Source organism: Pseudoalteromonas sp. BMB, from assembly GCF_001709235.1.
Taxonomy (GTDB): Bacteria; Pseudomonadota; Gammaproteobacteria; order Enterobacterales; family Alteromonadaceae; genus Pseudoalteromonas; species Pseudoalteromonas maricaloris.
The window spans coordinates 31,720-50,974 of record NZ_MBQA01000165.1 but is presented as its reverse complement, the minus strand read 5'-3'; the positions used below and the strand labels follow the sequence as shown (position 1 = coordinate 50,974).

The following is a 19,255-nucleotide window of genomic DNA, read 5'->3' as shown; positions in this document are numbered from 1 at the left end:
CCTTTTGTTGTATATAGATAATAGAGAATACAAATGAGAGTATCTAAACGTTTAAGTGCTGCTGCCGTCGCTATGGCTTTGGTATTGTCGGGTTGTGGTGAAAGTACTTCAAGTAGCCAAGGACCTGGAGTGAAGGATAATAACTCTGGAACGGATAACCCAACTTTACCCACGCAATTTGATGAAGCAGCCTTGGTAAGTAACCTTGTGAATAATGTGCTTACCCCTGCAATTGAGCAATTCAATGAACTCGCTGTAACACAACAACTTGAAGTTGCGAGTTATTGTAGTGCTGAAAAAGTACTGGCTGAAAATACCGCTGTGTTAAAGCAAAATGCTCAACAAAGTTGGCGCAACGCTATGGTTGGGTGGCAGTATGTTGAATTGATGCAAATGGGTCCACTTACTGCCAATAGTAAAGAGCTTAAAAATAACATTTATGTTTGGCCCGCTACAGGCTCTTTATGTGATATCGACTTGGATGTAGTGTACTTTGAGGATGGCGTTATTAATGGTAATGCTAGCAATCCTTATAATATCTCTGAGCGTACTGCAAACCGTAAAGGCTTAACTGCCTTAGAGCACCTTCTATTCAATGCCAATCTTGACCACAACTGCTCGTCGGTGAATGATGCTTTGGCGCCATGGAATAGCCGTTCAACTCAAGAAAGAGCGGTTGCGCGTTGTGAGTTTGCGACGGAAGTGGCTAAAGACATTGAAGCACAGAGTAATATACTCCTGTCTCAGTGGACTGGAGAAAATGGCTACGCAGCTAAACTTGTTAATGCAGGACAACCAGGGTCACCGTTTGACACGCCTCACTTAGCGCTCAATGAAATATCAAAGGCGCTATTTTACATGACCGAAGAGCTAAAAGACGGCAAAATAGCGACGCCGTTAGGCCTAGGTTTTCCGAATGCGTGTGGTTTAGAGGCTTGCCCTGAAGCGGTGGAGTCGCCAATTGCAGAACATTCGAAAGAGAATTTACTTGCTAACATCAGAGCATTTAGAAACATCTTCACTGGTAATGGCCAAGATGCTGAGAATACATTGGGCTTTGACGACTTTTTAGATGCTGAGAATGGTAGTGATGTAAAAGAGCGCATGCTTGCAGGGCTAGCGGATGCAGAAGCTACTCTGCTTGCGATGAATGCGAGCCTGAAAGCTGAGCTTGCAGGTTCTACAGAGCAAGTGACGCAAACGCATACAGACGTTAAAAAAGTGACGGATGATTTAAAGACCGAGTTTATCGAAAAGCTCGCCCTAGAACTTCCACAAACTTCGGCAGGTGACAATGACTAAGCGCATGAACATGAAGAAATCTTTATTAGCGGTAGCGGTAATTTTTGCACTACCTCAAGCGCAAGCTGCGGATGATAATCAAGATATTGAGCATATCTCTATTATCAGCCATCACGATAAATTGCGAAAAGAAGCCGGCTCTGCAACCTTGTTGTCAGAAGCGCAGTTGGCAGAATACGAATACGACGATATTCACCGTATTCTTTCCAATGTACCTGGCGTTAATATTCGTGAAGAGGATGGTTATGGCCTGCGACCAAACATTGGTTTTCGTGGTGTAACACCTGAGCGAAGCAAAAAAATCACCATTATGGAAGACGGTGTGCTCATTGGCCCAGCTCCTTATTCTGCGCCGGCTGCTTATTATTTTCCGGTTACGACTCGTATGACTGCGGTTGAGGTGTTCAAAGGGCCTGCGGCTATCAAGCATGGTCCGCAAACCGTTGCTGGTGCGCTCAACTTAGTGACTCGCCAAGTGCCAGAATTTACAGAAGGCGGTATTGATGTTGCGGCTGGCAGTGATGGTTATTCCAAAGCACACGGTTACTATGGTTCCGTAGTAAATAATGTTGGCTTCTTATTCGAAGCGGTAAATCTACAAGCCGATGGTTTTAAAGAGCTTGATGGCGGTGGTGATACGGGGTTTGAGAAGAACGATATATTAGCTAAGTTTAATTATAAACTTTCACAAGGTGAGCTAAACCATACCTTTGGCTTAAAACTCAGCTATGCTGATGAGTTGTCCGATGAAACCTACCTAGGTTTAACGGATGCAGATTTTGCTGAAAACCCGTATCGTCGATATGCAGCGTCTCAGCCTGCAGAGATGGATACCAAGCATACTCAGGTAATGTTATCCCATGTGCTTGATGGCAAAGACTTTAACGTTACAACAAGATTGTACCGTAATGACTATGAGCGAGCTTGGCTTAAGCTTAATAGTCTAGGTAGTAAAAGTGGACCATCCCTTTCAAAAATCATGGCAAACCCAGAGACTTTTGCAAATGAGTACGCTGTGATCACAGGGGCACGGGACTCTGTTGTTGCAGGTTCAAATATCTTTTTGAATATGGGGACTAATGATCGTGAGTATTTCTCTCAAGGTCTTCAAGTCGATGCCAATACCAGCTTTAGCCTGTTTAATTTAACTCATGACGTCGCAGTTGGTGTGCGTTTCCACGAAGATGAAATTGAGCGCAAACACTTTGAGCAAGCGTATGCAATGGAAGGTGGTTCACCTGTGTTGCTAGAGGGGTCAAAGCAGTTTACATCGCTGAATACTGAAAATACCAAAGCGTGGTCGGTATATCTAGAAGATAAAGTACAACTTGATGCGTTGACTTTGGGCCTCGGCCTTCGTGGCGAGCTGATGGACATGTCTTACCAAGATAATAAAGATGCCGATGTTTGGATTGATAAAACCACCCGTATTTGGCTACCTAGCCTAAGTGGTTTCTATCAGCTTTCTGATGATGCCGGTCTTTTATTTGGTGTGCACCAAGGTTTTGTGCCTTCTTCACCACAACAAGATCCGGATATAGAGCTTGAGAAGAGCGTTAACTACGAATTTGGTGGGCGCTTTAATGATGGTGTGACTCAGTTTGAGATTGTGAGCTTTTTCAACGATTATGAGAATCTGAACGAAAGCTGTGGTCAGTCTAACTGTGGTGTTAATGACCAACAAGACCAGCAGTTCAGTGGCGGTGAGGTGGCTGTTTACGGTCTCGAAATGCAGTTTGCACAACGTTACCCTTTGAACCTTCAACTGGATATCCCTTATAGTCTCACCTACACCTATACGAAAGGTGAATTCCAGAATGAGCGTGCGACAACGTTCGCACAATGGGGTTATATTAAAAATGGTGATGAGCTTCCGTATTTACCATCTCATCAAGCCACTTTTAACATTGGCCTCGCAGCAAGTGACTGGAAAGTTAACGTAGCCATCAAATACATCAGTGAGATGAGCGAAGCTGCTGGCAGAAGCACTGAAGACTTTGAGCTTGTACTTGAAGGCGCAAAGGTGCCAAACACAACCATTGTTGATGTATCTGCAAGTTACGAGCTAGGCCAGTATGGTCAAATCTATGCTAAAATCGATAACTTGTTCGATGAAGCAGAAATTGTCAGTCGCCGCCCGTATGGCGCGCGCCCAGGAAAACCAAGACAATTTAGTTTAGGCTATAAATACCAGTTTTAATTGATTGTCTATGCGGCTCTTAAATAAGAGCCGCAGCTTCATGGCGGCTTGTCGCTAGATCTATGGAGCTATTCCAAAAATATATGAACTCATTATTTCTTTTTGATGGAAATGACTATGTTAGAGCAATTATGGCAAAGCATTACTGAACTCCCAGGCTACTTGTTCGATGCCAATAAAAGAGTGTATTTGCCATACTTGTTTAGTGCCATTTTGATGGCTGTTCCTGTTTATATCGCCACAGAAAAAGCGCGCTCTGGTAAAGGTTTTTTAAAGTTTCTGTTTCCCAAGCAAGTGTGGTGGTGCAAAAGCGCCAAGCTCGATTACTGTTTATTGGTCACAAATCGATTGATAAAGGCGGCGACGTTCACGCCTATCTTGTTGACTATGGTACCGGTGGCGTTGGGGTTATCAGGTGGGCTTGAAGCGCTTTTTGGTCCAGCGTTACATCTTGAAGCGCCAGAATGGCTGGTGATTGGACTATTTACGTTATTTTTGTTTATAGTCGATGACCTCACTCGGTTCTTGCTGCACCTGATCCTACATAAAATCCCATTCTTTTGGGAGTTTCACAAGGTGCACCATTCTGCAAAAGTCCTGACCCCCTTTACCATTTATCGCTCACATCCCGTTGAAAGCTACCTGTACGCCTGTCGTATGGCATTAACTCAAGGAATTGTGGTTGGAATAGGGTATTACGTATTTGGCAGTAGTTTGAGCATGTACGATATTCTTGGTGCGAATGCGTTTGTCTTTTTATTTAATATCTTTGGGGCCAATTTAAGGCATTCACATATATGGCTGAGTTGGGGTGATAGGCTAGAGAATTGGTTTATTAGTCCTGCACAACACCAAGTGCATCACAGTAGCAATCCAATCCATTTTGATACCAATTTAGGCTCGGCACTAGCCATTTGGGACCGTATGTATGGCTCGCTGATTAAGGCCTCGAGTGCGGGTAAAATTACCATTGGAGTTGGGCAATATGATGCAGGGCATGATTCACTGACCGCAATTTACTTGAAGCCATTCAAGCAGGCTTGGAAAACGTTATTACCGAAGAAGAAAAATAACCCGCCACTTAAATCTCCGCAGGGTGACTGACTTAGTTAACCTGAGGTTTGGATAAGGAATGTTCCAATTCATTTTTGCTAAAGCACAACTTAGTTTTTTCCTTGTCTAGCCAGCAAGTTTTAGGGAAAACACCACTTCCGCGTCCTGCTCTCGCTAAGGTACCTACATCCTGTAGGCAAGGCGAATTTACGCACCAATAGCTGGCTATTGGAAGTGAATTCAACGCAGTTAGCGCTAAAACTGGCTGCTAGAAAGGCATTAATTATCCGCAGCTCAGGTTATCCTAGTCTCAGGTAGAGTAACTTGACTCTCCCGTTAAGGGGAGACAGTACACTCGTTTCTCTGTCATGTGATAAGGAAACGACGATGAAAAAAATACTGCTACTAAACGGTAATCCCAAAACCAAAAGCTTGTGCCACGCTATCACCACAAGTTATGAACGAGCTGCAAGCACCCAACATCAAGTACGCAGAATGGATCTTAGTGAAATGCACTTTGAAATCAATTTGATGTATGGTTATGAAGCGAGCCAACCATTAGAGCCATGCCTTAAGCAATTCCAAGAGAACTTACTGTGGGCGCAGCACATTGTGATAGTAAGCCCAATTTGGTGGCTGGCGTTACCAGCCAAGCTCAAAGGGCTAATAGATAGAACATTACTTCCAGGCTTTGCTTTTAAATACAGTGAGGCCGGCACTGAAATTGAAAAGCTTCTACCGCATAAAACCGCAAGAGTCATTCTCACCTCAGACACGCCGCAAACTTATTTGCAAGAAGTTGCTGCTGGGCTTATGGCTCAACTAGAACATGGGACACTAGGATTTTGTGGTATAGAGCCAACTCAACATACGCTATTTGGCCCTGCGCACTTAGCAACGCCTGAGGTAATTGATAACTGGCTGAGTGAAGTGACAAGTCTAGCCGTGCGGGGTGAGTGAATAAAAACACATAACTTCTATTGCTAAGCTTATTTTAAATCAAAATTTGCAATGCCGAATGTTGCTATCTTTTACACCAAGATGGCAACTTGGGCGGAGTGTATGCGAATTTGGAGTTTATTACTTTTTGCGTTTCCATTATTGGGAGCTGCAAATGAGCCAATTCTGCCACTTGAGCCTGCAATAGGGCTTGATGCCGATAAAGTCAGCTTGGGCAGATCACTTTTTTTTGATAAGCGGCTTTCCCGAGGAAACCAAGTCAGCTGTGCGTCATGTCACCAATTACCCAGTCATGGCGCGGATGTAAAACCCCTTTCCAGTGGCGTTAATGGCGCACTCGGTGAGCTAAAAACTCCAACTGTTTACAATGCGGCTTTAAATATTCGTCAAGCGTGGGATGGCCGTGCGCAATCGCTTTATGATCAAATCGACTCACCCATCTTAAACCCAAAAGAGCATGATATGACTTGGCCAGAAGTCGTTGCCAAGTTAAATCAAGATAAAACGCTGGTCGCGCAATTTACTAAAGTGTACTCGCAGGGCGTAACGAAACACACGATAAAAGACGCAATAGCGACTTTTGAAGGGTCGTTAATCACGCTTAATGCACCGTTTGATTTATGGCTTAAAGATAAAAGCGTAAAACTGCCTAAGTCGGCTATTGCCGGTTATGAGTTATTTAAACGGTATGGTTGCATTAGTTGTCATCAAGGACGCAATGTTGGTGGCAATATGTTTGCCAAAATGGGCACCTTTGGTGATTATTTTGGCGATAGAAATACACCAATTCAAAAAGCGGATTATGGCCGTTTTAACGTCACTGGCAATGAGCAAGATCGCTTTGTGTTCAAAGTACCGAGCTTGCGACTTGCTAGCAAACAAGCATACTTTTTTCACGATGCTAGTCATAGCAGCCTAGAATCCGCCGTTGCGACCATGGCCAAATACCAACTTGGTCGCAATATCTCAGACTCCGATATAAACAAGCTAGTTGCCTTTATTGACAGCATAGCAGGACATCACCACGAAATGGATTTGGAAAACCACGAATGAAGAATAAGGCCTTCATTAGTGTGCAAGCGTTACTGCTGTGCGCGCCAATTGCGCTGTTTGCGTATTTTTACTCGCAGCAAGAGCTCAGTAGTCAAACACACCAAGCACGAGTTACCCTGCTCTTTGAAGCCAAAAGTATTGATGCCAAACTGGATGCCGCTGTGTTACAAATGCTTAGTGCACAGCTCAATCAATATGATGAGTTAGCGCAATTAGCGCATGCAATTGATGCTTTGAATACACCACAGCGAGATGCATTATTTGCAGAAGCCACGCCTGACATTCGACAGCAATTTGATGCTTATCGTCGGCTACTCAGTAATAAAGTATTGCAAGTCGAGTCCATTAAAACTGCGGCGGCAAATATTAAAAATAGCCTGCTTTATCTTCCCGAGTTGCTAATCGAGCTGGAGCAGAGTGAGCCCGAACTGGCAACCCACGCCAATAGAATGCTTGCTAATTTAATGTTGGGTCAGCTCTACGAATTTGTCGCAGAGCCTTTAATGACCATTAACTCTGAAAGTAGCTTAGAGCAGCTTATCTATCAGCATTTTAATGTTGCCCTTGCTAACAGTGCAGAATTAAAAAAGGCAAAACAACGCTTTTTGTCTTTGCCGAGTGACCAAGCTTTTTCAGCACTTTACGCGGCATATAGCCAGCACCACAGTGAAACCATAGAAAAAACCAAGCATCAAAGTGAATTACTCTTACTGCTGACCATTGTGCTATTTTTGCTCTTGATTGTGTTTGCAAACCGGCTTTATGTGGCCAAAAATAAAATTCTGAGCACCAGCCAAACTTTGTCCGATGCCGTTGCGCGTTTAACCGAAGGCTTTGCTCTTTTTAGTCGCAGCGGCAATTTGCTGCTCTGTAACAGTGCTTGGCGTAATCATTTTGCAATTGCTGATAGCGAAAAAATGCCACGCAAACTAGAAGAGTGGCAGCAGCAGTTTGGAGAAATTTTTAACTCCGATGCCAATTTGCATCAAACCGAATCTGGCGCTTGGTTACAGGTAAAACAAACGAACACGCACAACAATGGCCAAGTGTTTGTGAGTGTTAATGTCTCCCTTTTTAAACAAGCGGAAGAAGAGCTTCGCAAGTGGGGCCATGCCATTGAGCAAAGCCCCTCCTCCATTGTGATCACCGATCCTCGTGCTCGTATTGAATACGTTAACCCTAAGTTTGAACAAGTTACTGGGTATTCACTTGAGGATGTGAAAGGACAAACACCCAAACTACTCGGCTCCAAACAAGGATTTACTGACTACAAAGCGCTGTGGCAAACCATCAAACAAGGCAAAGTCTGGCGTGGTGAGTTTTACAATCGCCGTAAGTCTGGAGATTACTATTGGGAGTATGCGTCTATTTCCCCGATTAAAAACCAACAAGGGGAAATCATTAACTTTATTGCGATCAAAGAAGATATCACTGCACAAAAAAGCGCAAGTGCACAGCTTAAAACCGCAGCGGCGGTATTTAATGCAACGCAAGAAGGGATCATGACCACCAACGCAAAACTTGAGATCACCGCGGTCAATCCTGCTTTCACCAAAATTACTGGATACGAAGAACATGAAGTGCTTGGTCAACGACCTAATATTTTAAGTTCGGGTAAGCATGACAAACATTTTTATGAGCAGATGTGGAGCACCCTCAACTCGCACGGACAGTGGGCGAGTGAGATCTGGAACAAGCGTAAAGACGGTACTTTATATCCAGAGTGGCTAGCAATCAGTGTCGTGCATGATGACAAAGGACTTGTGCAGCAATACGTTGCCATATTGTCTGATATGACCGAGCGCAAAGCACAAGAAGAGCAGATTGAATATCAAGCCTATTACGATGTGTTGACCGGACTGCCGAATAGAACGTTATTACTTGAGCGCATTGAGCAAGATATTAAACGCATGAGCCGTACTCATCATCAAAGTGCAGTGTTATTTATTGATTTAGATAGGTTTAAGCGTGTCAATGATACCATGGGTCACGAGGCCGGAGATGCCTTACTTATCTCCGTAGCCAAGCGCTTAAACGGCCTGCTGCGTAAAAGCGATACCTTGAGCCGCTTTGGTGGAGATGAATTTGTATTGTTATTGAGCCAAATTGCGCATCCGGATCATGCAGCTCAAGTAGCCGATAAAATTGTCAAAGCACTGAGCGAACCATTTGTGATCAACGGCTTTGAGGTATTTACTGGGGCAAGCATCGGGATCGCGATTTTACCAAGTGATGCAAAAGATCAAAAAGAGCTATTACGACTTGCCGATTTAGCCATGTATAAAGCAAAAGAGGCGGGGCGCAATCAGTATCACTTTTTTGCGCAAGAAATGCAGCAACAGGTGAATCGTCGAGTTGAGCTCGAGCAGCTGCTCCGAGCTGCGCTTGAACATCAGCGCTTAACCGTACATTACCAACCTATTGTCGATACGGTGTCGGGTAAATTATATGGTGTCGAGGCGCTCATGCGCTGGCCAACTGATTTCGGCCAGTATATTTCCCCTGCTGAATTTATTCCGGTCGCTGAAGAAAGCGGCCTTATTGCTCCTCTTGGTGAGTGGTTACTTGCTAAGGCATGTAATGATATTCGTAGATTAAATAAAGCGCTCGGTATGAATTGTTATTTGACGGTAAATGTCTCGAGTCAGCAGTATCGACTCGGCTTTAACGCCACTATCATTAAACAAATCATGCAGCAATCAGGCTTTCTTCCAGAGAACTTAACGCTTGAAATCACAGAAAGCATCTTACTTGAAGATGATAAAGCCGTAACCGCTTGGCTGCAAAGCTTAAGGGCAACGGGGGTCAACTTAGCAATCGACGATTTTGGCACTGGCTACTCTTCGCTTAGCTACCTGAAACGCTTCCCCATCAATATATTAAAGATAGACCGAGGTTTTATTCAAGATATAGATCAAAACCAAGATGCTGCCGTTTTGGTCAACGCGATTTTGTCGATGGCAGAGAGTTTATCGCTCAAAGTGATAGCTGAGGGCGTAGAACAACAAGGACAACTAGATTGCTTAAAAGGCTTGGGCTGTCAGTATGTACAAGGATACTTTTATGCCAAACCAATGGCGATTGAGGGATTAATTGATTGGGTTGAGCAATTTGCCATTGCATCGGAGCGAGCATCTCCTAAGTTGTGGTTGGATTGAAGTGTGTGGCTTGGGTTGTATTTGGTGAGGGTTCGTGGTGTCTGATCTTACATGCTAGCTTTTGCTCAGTTATTACAGACATATCATTCAGGACTTTTCTCCTTATATCGGAAGTTAATCTACCTCTGTTTTATTTATCCACTTCTCGTCCATTCTTTTGAACCTACATAGAGAATGAACCAAACAATGTCGCCTATGCCTATTTTTAACTCATAGCAATTATGCTCTTTGCTCGCACCATATAAGCTATCAGTACGATATCTCATACATCACTTTGGATTACTTAATACAGTTCGGTGTAATTTATCGTTTGCATGTTCAGCTCATTTGAGCCAATATGATTAGGTCATATGAGCCGAAAAAATGAGAGAGGTAGGATGGCTACAGCCCAATTAAAAAGCTTCAAGCCCAAGCGTAGTAGCAAAACAAACTTTTGGATTAGTCTTGGAATTGAAGACGCAAATATAGCGCGGACAGAAGCGGTACATCAGGGATTCAAGCCAAAGGTGTATCGCAATATTATAGAAATGACAAAGCTTTCTCAAAATGAATTTCACACCGTAACTCATATACCTGTTAGCACTATCAAGCGCCGACTTAAAAATGAAGAACGCTTTAGCACCCAAGAAAGCGACGCGATTTATAGGTTGGCTATGTTAATCAAGTTAGCTACCGAGTTATTCAATGATGAGAAAAGAGCATTAGAATGGATTCGTGAAAATGTCTATGGATTGAGTGGCAAGAGACCGCTCGATATGGTGTCAACTACGGTGGACTTTGAGATTGTAAAGGACCTTATAGGAAGAATTAAACACGGGGTTTTCTCATAATGAAGCTTTACCGCTTAACTCAAAAAAAGTTTGCGGACACGCCTTTTAGTCCCGAAGGCGCGAAGCTATATGGCGGTAGATGGAACTCTAAGGGAACAGAAGCTTTGTATTTCGCTGAATCAGAGTCGCTGTGCTCTCTAGAAGTATTTGTGCATGTAAATAATGATCCAAAGATAGTAGATCAATACGATCTTTACTGTATAGAGGTGCCGGATGAACTTATTGTAAAGCTTGACGAAGAGGATTTACCTAAAACTTGGAGAAGCATTCCTGCAGGTGAAGAAACACAGGAAATTGGTGATGAGTTTCTAAATGCAGTAAAGCCTCAATACGCTGCCCTACAGGTTCCATCAACCATTTCACCAAGAGATAAAAACTATGTTGTTAACCCGAATCACCCTGCAATGAAAGCAAGTTTTAAAAACCATGAGAAACTTGAGTTTGGATTTGATCCTCGAATTTTTAAATAGTCACGTAACACTTGCCAAAAGAATAGTTTAGTCAATACAAGTATTAATAATCTAGCTTTGTGAGGTAATAAGGTAATCTAGCCCTCAGTCGCTGATATCAAAATGTATCCTATATTTCTTATTCACCATTTTTAAACATTTTATCGGTGATTTCTTGGGTAGGCACTCACCCACCCCCCTTTTATTGAAAGGTTCTCTCCTTTGCCAACTACTCAACGCAAAATCGCAGTTAGTAAAATTAAGATCTGTAAAAGTAGGCAAAGTACATTAGTAACAATGATTGCCATTCGCTGAAATCTCAGCCCATACATCAGCCAAAAACTAAACACCAACACATACCCGATTAAAAACGTAAAGGACAAGTTGGTTGGGCCTTGGCGCTCAAGTTCGCTAAGTAGCTGGCCGAATAATGCGATAAAACCGATACCGCCGAAGAACACACCGGCGAAATCCCAGTAGGTATCTTTCGTTTGATAAAAGCCTGTCAGCCATGTTTTCATTGGCTTACTTCCTCTGATAAGTAGATATCCTGATAGTGATTGATACGGGCAACAATATGGTCATGGTAAATAGTGCAAAAACGGTTAACTACGATTACGTCACAGCCAGCGCTAAGTGCAGATCTTACCCCTTGATCTGAGTCTTCAAATGCAAGACATTTAGAGGTTGCCACTCCCAGTCGTTTGGCCGCCAATAAAAATGGCTCAGGGTGAGGCTTACCTTGCCCAACATCATCTGCGGTAATTAATATTTCAGGAATAGGTAAACCTGCTGTGGTGAGTCGTGCAACTGCATTGTGACGATTTGCAGAAGTTGCAACGGCCCACTTGCGTTGCTGCGCTTTTATTTCGCTTAAAAACGATTTAGCTCCAGGAATGGCTGTGACGGTCTGGGCAAGGTCGGCTTCTGCTTGTTCCAACAGCTCAACTTCATGCAGGCTATCTAAATGCGGAGTAAATTGTTCTATAAAGTCTTTGAAACGTGCACCTCTGCCCGTAGTTAATACCATTTCTAAATCGACATGATGTTTCTCACACCAAGGCGCGACGGCCTGTCGTACTGCAATTTCAGAATCAACAAGTGTGCCATCCATATCGAATATCAATCCCTGATAACGGTTCAGGTTGAGTGAATTAAGTGCCATTTTTACTCCTTATGATAATATTTCACGCATAAACAGGCGTTAGTTAATATTAAATCGGCTTTATCATGCATGTTTGTGCAAATAATACGCTTGTATCTCGATCTTTTTCAAGTAAAATTACGCAAAAACATGCAGGAACATGCAATGCTATTGGCAGAACGTCATCAATTCATTCTCGATCAGCTTAATTTACAAGGGCGGATCACCTCAGTGTCCTTGGCGCAAACGCTTGATGTAAGCGAAGACACAATCCGTCGGGATTTAAACAAACTGGCTGAGCTTAAGCTCCTGCGGCGTGTTCATGGTGGCGCTTTAGCGCTGCAGGATAATACTCCTGACTATATCGAGCGTTTAGATAAACCCGATACCAGTAAAATTCGTTATATTGAGCCTGCCTTAGCGATGCTCGTGCCTGGACAAACGATCGTGATTGATTCTGGCGAGACGTGCCGTTATTTGGCACAACACTTACCTAAAAATATGCCGTTGACTGTGGTTACGGGTTGTCCGCTGATCGCCAAAGAGTTGGCTTATCATTCGCTGGTGGATGTGATTTTATTGGGCGGCCCGATGTTTAAACCAGCAATGCGGGTGGTAGGCATGACGGCGATCGAAATGGTGAAACGGATCCGTTTTGATATTGTTTTTATGGGGATTTGCTCGTTCCATATTCATCACGGTTTTAGTGCAAGCTATATCGAAGAAGCGGAGATCCTCTCTGCGACTATTCGTCAAAGCGATCACACTGTGATTATGGGACCGAGTAATAAACTAGATAAAGTCGCTACTTATCAGATTGTTACAGCTAACGAAATTGACACAATTATTACTGATGAAGAAATCAATCCAAGCTTAAAAAAGCAGATTGAGTCGCTAGAGATAGCGCTGACCTTGGTCTAGGTTAATAATGAAGCCAACAAATTAATATGGATCTACTTAGCAACTAGGGTCGCCGACTGACTATTGAGCTAAGCAGCTGTATACTTAAGGCTTTAATAAGGCAAAAATGTGATTGTTATAGAAACGTTCATTTTTGAATATAGCGTGTTTTAACACCGCTTCTTGCTCAAAACCTGACTTCTCTAGTAGCTTCATTGATGCATGATTGTCGTCAAATACTGCGGCAAAGATCCGTTCAATATTGGTCTCGCTAAATACCTCTGAGGTAATGTGCAAAATGGCTTTATGAGTAATTCCTTTACGCCAATGGCTTTTTGCGAGCCAATAGCCTATTTCACCAGAGCGCTCATATTCAAACTCGCCAGGATTAACACCTATACAGCCGATAAGTTGCTGACCATCGCAAATCGCCCGAACATAGCCGTGTTTACTGCCTTCATTTACCCACCACATGGCATCTTGCTCGGTGTAAGGTTGAGGAATTTTTGTTGATAAATACCGAACGACATCGGGATCGTTCAAAATCACGACTATGTTGTCAACATCATTGGCTTGGAACGGTCTTAGCTTGAACATTGAGCTTTCTTTCAATAAATTTAAACGTAAATTCATCAATAAGTTACCATTCCCTTTCGAGGTATACAATGCGTGCTTTGTGTTGAGAAAAGCAAGCTGGGGCAGGTTGTCGTCATCGGACTTTATTTTGCGCATTTTAATTTCATTGTGTCTGGAAAAACTGTTGTTGTTGAAGGGCGCGAAGGCGGTGTGATGCGTGATGGTACGCACTGGCCTGATAATCAAATTTCATCTGGCCGTTTTTGTAGTGTGTTCGAATTCTCTGATAACTTGATCACAAGAATGCATATTTATGTTGATCCAGACTTCTCAAGCCAAGATAGTGATAGAATTTCAATATTATCGCGCTAATGTTGAGCGTTTTGATAAAGAAAAGGATAGCTGAATTATGGTTTTCTCTGAAAGTGAAAAAACACCTTACTCGCACTCAAGGGAGTTGGCCCTACGGTAATAAAGCGTTTTGAAGAAATCGGTATTTGCAGTTTGAGCGAACTTGCGACTTATGAAGTTGAAGAAATAGCTGAGCGGGTCGCTTCTATGTTGCGAACAACTTGTTGGAAAAACAGCCCACAGGCCAAAGCTGCGATCCAAGCTGCTATTACCAAAGCCAAAGAAGTAAGTTAACTGACTGGTTTATGGTGGTGTGATGTAAAGCCCCTTTACATTAAGTGGGTTAGATTTATGGGCTTGACCGCTCTATCATCCGCAAGTGAGAGTATGAATCAACCATCTTACATCGGGTTGCAACTTAAACTACAGGTTTTTTAAATCAGGGCTCCTTTGGAGCAATGAATAAGGGAGTGTTTGCAAGAAAGCTCCCTTATTATTTGTTGCTACGAATAATCAATCTGCTGCGATAAAAGTAGCTTACTTTTCGTGTTGCAGCACATTCACTAAGTAGCCAAATGGATCCCGAACATAAAAGCGGCGCACACCCCATGGCTCCGACACGGGTCCATACTCAATCTGTATTTGCTCCGCAACAACTCTATTCAAAGCGGTGTCAAGGTCGTCGACTTCTATGGATAATTGAGGCACAGGCGTTCCTGATCCCCCTTCAGATGCCACACTAATTTGTGCGATCATTTCTTCACCTGAACTAAAAGTTTTAATCCAGCCATGGTCCATGACAAGCTCAAGACCAAAGACACGTTCATAGAATACTGCGGCATCCTCTGGGTTGGGGGTGTAAATATTTGAAATAATCCGTTTTACTTTCATTAGACTAAGCTCCAAATATGTCTAAGCGTGTGCTTAAAACGTTGTCTCACCGCCCTACTGATAAGCGGCTGCTATAAAGTTGAGATCAAAACGTCCGTCCGGATCTTCTACTTTGATAAGCTCGTTAAGCGGTTTATTTTTCAGCGCTTTATTTTCAGCAAAGATGTCTAGTAATAGTGGTTTTACTTCGTTTCCGCATAGTGCCTCGGCGAGCGCTTCATGAGATAGCTTGAACAACATATCCATATTCTCGTCCTCGTCTTCAACGAGTTCTATATCTTCCCAGCTTTCGAAAATGTCTCTCAGTTTACTGACTTCTGGACAATCATCTTCAAAATCAGACAAGATGATAAACTCGTCTGAAGCAACGTTTTTATGCTGCTCGAAACGGCTGTCGGGCAGGCTGTAGATATTCCAATTTACATCGTAATGCCAAAATTCAACAGATAACGACATATGAGAATAAGTACTTTGATTTACATAAAACTTTAACTCGTTGATACGCTTTTTAATGAGCGTAATTAAAACGTTTTCGTAGGCTTCAATAAGCGTATTTTTATCAAACATAATGTATCCTAACTGCAGTCTTAAACAATAAAACTACGTGTTCCTAAATTGGTTCTCAGTATTAATTCCACTCTACTATGTAAATGTGAACTTTTGTTACTGGTGTTTGCTAAAAGGAAATTTATCCAAAACAAATCAATTTAACCATCAGTGTAGAAAAAATACCAGCCTATGCAGAGCCTGTATGGCTTTAATTTGACAGTATAGGTTTACTCAGAATAAGTTAGCTGTTTCGTTATAAAGCCACTGCACAATAGGGCCTTTGCTTTGATCTCTGCGTTGCACTATGCCCATTTCGACGACTAGAGGGTTAGGGATATGTTCGGTTGATAGCTCGAACAGTTCTCCCATGTACCACGGCGTATTGACAACATGTTCAGGTACTAATGCCCATCCAACGCCTCTAATGACTAAACCCATGATGTAATAGTAACTGTCAATGTGCCAGTGACTTGTGGATATGGCTTGTGACTGAGTATTACCAATGCGGTCGCGTATTACGAGCTGCCGATGTCGATTTAGCTCTTCAATACTCGGGGCCGGATGTTGTGCCAGCGGGTGGTGAGGGGAGCAGATCAAGATTTGTTTAAAGCTGTTTATCGAAGTGAAATCCAGCGATTCTGGCAATGGTTTTTGGTGAAATAAAATGCCTATTTCTGCCCTTTTTGCGCTCACCCATTGTGCAATATCGTCTTGGGAGCCATTAATAATGGCTAATTTTAATAGCGGAAATTGCTGAGCTAATCGTTCAAACAACGATTCAAATGCGATGATGGGCACTGCTTCATCCATGGCAACGGTGAGAGACACCTCTTCGCCACTATTAAGAGAATTGGCTCTTGATTGCAGTCGCTGACATTGCATGAGCACCGCTTCGGCTTCTTTAAACAGATCGAGACCAGCTTGATTTAACACAGGCAGCCTGGCGGAGCGGTCAAAAAGTGCAAAGCCTAGATCGGCTTCCAGATTGGCAATTGCGGTGCTGACCCGAGATTGTGCCTTTCCCAAGTATCTTGCCGCAGCTGAAAATGACCCCAACCTGACGGCGGTGACAAAGGCTTCAAGTTGATCGAGTGTCCAATGCATAATGATTAACCTATCCGAATTTCGGATGGATACTAACTTTGACCAATCTCAATTACAAGGATAATAACGGCTTTTCATGCTTAAGGATTTCATCATGCTGTTAGATTCAGCGAGCAAAACCCCCACAAAAGACGCTAACGTTACCCGCACTTTTTGGCGTTATACTATCCCTGCCGTTGTCGCAATGGTGGTCAACGGATTGTACCAAATCGTCGATGGTATTTTTATTGGTCACTACCTTGGTGCTCAGGGGTTGGCCGCAGTAAACCTTGCTTGGCCCATTATAGGGATCATTATTGGTTTTGGCGTTTTAGTCGGGATGGGATCTGGCAGTTTGCTGTCGATTTATCGTGGCGCTGGCGAAAATACAGGTGTGCAGCAGCTGATGAGCACCAGCTTTTGGCTCATCGCTATCTTGACTGTGGTTGCAATGATTGTCCTTGTATTATTCGGACCGAGTTTGCTCGAGCTTCAAGGTGCATCGGGCGAGCTTTTACATTCCAGTTTGGCCTACTTACAGGTATTGAATTGGGGTGCTGGGGTTACCATTGCGGCAGGTGCACTGCCGTTACTACTAAGAAACAACGGTAAACCAGAAATGGCAACAGCGTTGCTAATTATAGGGGCGCTCAGCAATATAGTGCTCGATTATTTTATGATTGTGAAAATGCAATGGCAACTGCCCGGTGCTGCACTTGCTACGCTGATTTCACAAGGGATAGTCGCACTTGCAGCGCTCTACTTTTTGCTCACTTCTGGTGACGAAAGTAAACCCAAAGGCGCGTTTAATCAGCCACTAGCTCTGGAAATACTAAAGCTAGGCGCTGCAGGGTTGGTGATGTTTTTATATTTTGGCTTTATCGTTGCGTTACACAACAAGCAGTTGCTGATATTTGCCAGTGAAGTTGAGGTGGCAGCTTTCGCTGTGGTTGGTTACCTTAGCGTTATTTACTATTTTATCGCAGAAGGCGTAGCGAATGGTGTCCAGCCGCCCATCAGTTATTATTATGGAGCAGGCCTTTACCAGCGCATTCACACTATGTTTAAGCTGGCACTCAAAGTGAGCTTGGGTGTTGGTGTGATGATGGTAACGATGTTTTATCTGTTTCCGAAGGATGTACTTGGGCTCTTCAGTGAGGATTTGGCTTTGCTCAACGCGGCCGAGCGTGGTTTGCAGCTGCATCTATCCACGTTATTCTTGGATGGCTTTATATTTCTTACCTCGATGTACTTTGTCGCGGTAGGCAAAGGCGGTAAAGCGTTGGCTATTTCGCTTGGAAACATGCTGGTGCAATTGCCGTTTTTATATTTATTGCCCTTCTGGTTTGGTGTTGATGGGGTGTGGCTTGCGGTACCTATCTCAAACATCACGTTAACCGTTATTATCATCCCTCTGCTTTGGCGTGATTTATATCAGTTAAAGCATGCAGATATGGAAGCTACGTCAGGTGATAAGCCGTGCGCTTAGTTGCATATTGTAGGCGCTTATTTTAAGCGCCTTCTTAGGGTTATCTTTGGCGTATGTAGTAATTTTTTACCACGCAATCTAAATATCTCACAGCATTCACATGTCTAAATTTAAGCGGTTCGTTTAATTCTCCGAATAAAGGTATTCCGCCACCTAAAATAGTTGGAATGGTCGTGATAATTAGCTCATCAATGAGATCTTGTTGAAGAAAGCTTTGTATGGTTTTTCCGCCATCAATGTAAAGGTTTTTAAAGCCCAGCTGAGCCAGTTGTTTGACGATATCTGTCAGTTCACCTCGTACAAGCGATACCTTATCTGAAAAGACTTTTGGTACCTCTTTAAGCGTATTACTTAGTACAAAAACAGGTTTATTGTATGGCCATTCGCAATCAAATCCTTGGATTGTCTCAAAGGTATTACGTCCCATGATGATGGCATCTACGCGGGCCATAAAATCGGCGAACCCCAAGTCAGAACCTTCAGGGTTGGGTAAATCGTGTAGCCAGTCTAAGCAGTTGTTTTTATCCGCGATAAAGCCGTCTAGGCTTGCCCCGATATAGACGATGTTTGCCATTTTATACTCCAATTGAACCCTAAACCATTTCAAGATAAAATAAATTCTACAATGTAGAATTTATTTTATCTTAGCGAGAGTAAACAATGAGTGTCAAGGAGAAGAAGCGTGGCCGACCGTTAGCGGAAGGTGAAGCACTAAGTCAGGAGCGGATCATACAAGCAGCCAAATTGCAGATGAAGGAAAGCAGAAAAGTGCCTAGTATTCGAGCGTTGGCGAGCAACCTAAATGTCGATGCGATGGCAATTTATCACTACTTTAAAAACAAACAGGCTTTGCTCGAAGCTTTGACCTGCTCTTTAGTCGATGAAATATATGAACCTAGCTGCGATGAACAGTGGCAAACAGAACTGCAAAAGCTCAGTGCAAGTTATTTACAGCTACTCGACGACTATCCAGGGTTGTTAACTGTGCTGCTATCAATGGACTCAGTAGGTCCAGCTGAAGTGTTTCAAACTCGATTTGAAGAAGTGACTCAAACGCTTGAATTACAAGGGCAGGCACAACAAGATGCGATTTGCTTACTGGTTGATTATCTGCATGGTTTTGCACTCGCTATGGAGTGTAACCCAGATAGAGAAGCGTTAAATGTCTCGATGACAAGCGGTGCAATTGCACTAATTTGTAAAGCGATTGAGGCTTAAGTGTCATTGCGTTGTGGCGTTGTAAAGGGGCATTACAACACATAGAGGC

General features: G+C 43.2%; 18 protein-coding genes and 2 pseudogenes. 13 read left to right on the top strand and 7 right to left on the bottom strand.

The window, feature by feature from the left end; all coding sequences use genetic code 11:
- The first annotated feature begins 33 nt into the window (after positions 1-33).
- The 8 genes from BB427_RS12965 (at position 34) to BB427_RS12930 (ending at position 11,026) form a co-directional block, all read left to right on the top strand.
- Positions 34-1,302 (top strand): imelysin family protein, encoded by a 1,269-nt coding sequence (locus BB427_RS12965; RefSeq protein WP_069021042.1) that lies wholly within the window; start codon positions 34-36, stop codon positions 1,300-1,302.
- Positions 1,295-3,502: a TonB-dependent receptor family protein gene (locus tag BB427_RS12960; RefSeq protein WP_069021040.1), complete on the top strand. Its 2,208-nt coding sequence runs from the start codon at positions 1,295-1,297 to the stop codon at positions 3,500-3,502. Before BB427_RS12965 ends, BB427_RS12960 begins: the two co-directional genes overlap by 8 nt.
- A gap of 117 nt (positions 3,503-3,619) precedes the next feature.
- Positions 3,620-4,606, top strand: coding sequence for a sterol desaturase family protein (locus BB427_RS12955; protein ID WP_069021039.1), 987 nt, complete (start codon positions 3,620-3,622; stop codon positions 4,604-4,606).
- A 336-nt stretch (positions 4,607-4,942) separates the two neighbouring features.
- A complete protein-coding gene (locus tag BB427_RS12950; protein WP_069021037.1) occupies positions 4,943-5,515 on the top strand; it encodes an NAD(P)H-dependent oxidoreductase in 573 nt (190 codons plus the stop codon).
- Between the two features lie 102 nt (positions 5,516-5,617).
- Complete coding sequence (locus BB427_RS12945; RefSeq protein ID WP_069021078.1) at positions 5,618-6,568, top strand: cytochrome-c peroxidase; 951 nt, start codon at positions 5,618-5,620, stop codon at positions 6,566-6,568.
- Complete coding sequence (locus BB427_RS12940) at positions 6,565-9,726, top strand: EAL domain-containing protein (RefSeq protein ID WP_069021036.1); 3,162 nt, start codon at positions 6,565-6,567, stop codon at positions 9,724-9,726. The genes BB427_RS12945 and BB427_RS12940 overlap by 4 nt, the downstream gene beginning before the upstream one ends.
- Before the next feature lie 377 nt (positions 9,727-10,103).
- Entirely contained in the window at positions 10,104-10,556 is a 453-nt protein-coding gene (gene parS, locus BB427_RS12935; RefSeq protein WP_010376128.1) for a type II RES/Xre toxin-antitoxin system antitoxin, read from the top strand.
- Positions 10,556-11,026 carry an RES family NAD+ phosphorylase gene (locus BB427_RS12930; RefSeq protein WP_069021034.1) on the top strand — a complete coding sequence of 157 codons (471 nt, stop codon included), beginning with the start codon at positions 10,556-10,558 and terminating at the stop codon, positions 11,024-11,026. Before parS ends, BB427_RS12930 begins: the two co-directional genes overlap by 1 nt.
- A 212-nt stretch (positions 11,027-11,238) precedes the next feature.
- On the opposite strand, the gene BB427_RS12925 is transcribed toward BB427_RS12930, so the two are convergent.
- A complete protein-coding gene (locus BB427_RS12925) occupies positions 11,239-11,526 on the bottom strand; it encodes a hypothetical protein (protein WP_019647463.1) in 288 nt (95 codons plus the stop codon).
- The gene (locus BB427_RS12920; protein ID WP_069021032.1) at positions 11,523-12,170 is read right to left on the bottom strand and encodes an HAD-IA family hydrolase; all 648 of its coding nucleotides are present in this window, start codon (positions 12,168-12,170) and stop codon (positions 11,523-11,525) included. The genes BB427_RS12925 and BB427_RS12920 overlap by 4 nt, the downstream gene beginning before the upstream one ends.
- A 144-nt stretch (positions 12,171-12,314) precedes the next feature.
- Here BB427_RS12920 and BB427_RS12915 point away from each other — a divergent pair, with 144 nt between their 5' ends.
- Entirely contained in the window at positions 12,315-13,070 is a 756-nt protein-coding gene (locus BB427_RS12915; protein ID WP_045965520.1) for a DeoR/GlpR family DNA-binding transcription regulator, read from the top strand.
- Between the two features lie 84 nt (positions 13,071-13,154).
- Here the strand turns inward: BB427_RS12915 and BB427_RS12910 are convergent, their stop codons facing one another.
- On the bottom strand, positions 13,155-13,646 hold the full coding sequence (locus BB427_RS12910) for a GNAT family N-acetyltransferase (RefSeq protein ID WP_069021076.1): 492 nt from the start codon (positions 13,644-13,646) through the stop codon (positions 13,155-13,157).
- A gap of 129 nt (positions 13,647-13,775) precedes the next feature.
- Here BB427_RS12910 and BB427_RS12905 point away from each other — a divergent pair.
- Positions 13,776-13,997 (top strand): annotated as a pseudogene (locus BB427_RS12905) (nuclear transport factor 2 family protein); the annotation flags it as partial.
- A gap of 37 nt (positions 13,998-14,034) precedes the next feature.
- A pseudogene (locus BB427_RS12900) lies at positions 14,035-14,270 on the top strand (helix-hairpin-helix domain-containing protein).
- Positions 14,271-14,513: 243 nt separating this feature from the next.
- Here the strand turns inward: BB427_RS12900 and BB427_RS12895 are convergent.
- The 3 genes from BB427_RS12895 to BB427_RS12885 all read right to left on the bottom strand — a co-directional run bounded on the left by BB427_RS12895 (position 14,514) and on the right by BB427_RS12885 (position 16,520).
- A complete protein-coding gene (locus BB427_RS12895) occupies positions 14,514-14,867 on the bottom strand; it encodes a VOC family protein (protein ID WP_069021031.1) in 354 nt (117 codons plus the stop codon).
- 54 nt (positions 14,868-14,921) lie between these two features.
- Positions 14,922-15,434 (bottom strand): hypothetical protein, encoded by a 513-nt coding sequence (locus tag BB427_RS12890; RefSeq protein WP_069021029.1) that lies wholly within the window; start codon positions 15,432-15,434, stop codon positions 14,922-14,924.
- Between the two features lie 213 nt (positions 15,435-15,647).
- Positions 15,648-16,520 (bottom strand): LysR family transcriptional regulator, encoded by an 873-nt coding sequence (locus BB427_RS12885; RefSeq protein WP_069021027.1) that lies wholly within the window; start codon positions 16,518-16,520, stop codon positions 15,648-15,650.
- A gap of 94 nt (positions 16,521-16,614) precedes the next feature.
- Here BB427_RS12885 and BB427_RS12880 point away from each other — a divergent pair, with 94 nt between their 5' ends.
- Positions 16,615-17,988: an MATE family efflux transporter gene (locus BB427_RS12880; RefSeq protein WP_069021025.1), complete on the top strand. Its 1,374-nt coding sequence runs from the start codon at positions 16,615-16,617 to the stop codon at positions 17,986-17,988.
- A 40-nt stretch (positions 17,989-18,028) separates the two neighbouring features.
- Here the strand turns inward: BB427_RS12880 and BB427_RS12875 are convergent, their stop codons facing one another.
- On the bottom strand, positions 18,029-18,562 hold the full coding sequence (locus tag BB427_RS12875) for a dihydrofolate reductase family protein (protein ID WP_069021023.1): 534 nt from the start codon (positions 18,560-18,562) through the stop codon (positions 18,029-18,031).
- A gap of 86 nt (positions 18,563-18,648) precedes the next feature.
- Here BB427_RS12875 and BB427_RS12870 point away from each other — a divergent pair, with 86 nt between their 5' ends.
- Positions 18,649-19,206, top strand: a complete 558-nt coding sequence (locus BB427_RS12870; RefSeq protein WP_069021021.1) for a TetR/AcrR family transcriptional regulator — start codon at positions 18,649-18,651, stop codon at positions 19,204-19,206.
- Positions 19,207-19,255 lie beyond the last annotated feature (49 nt).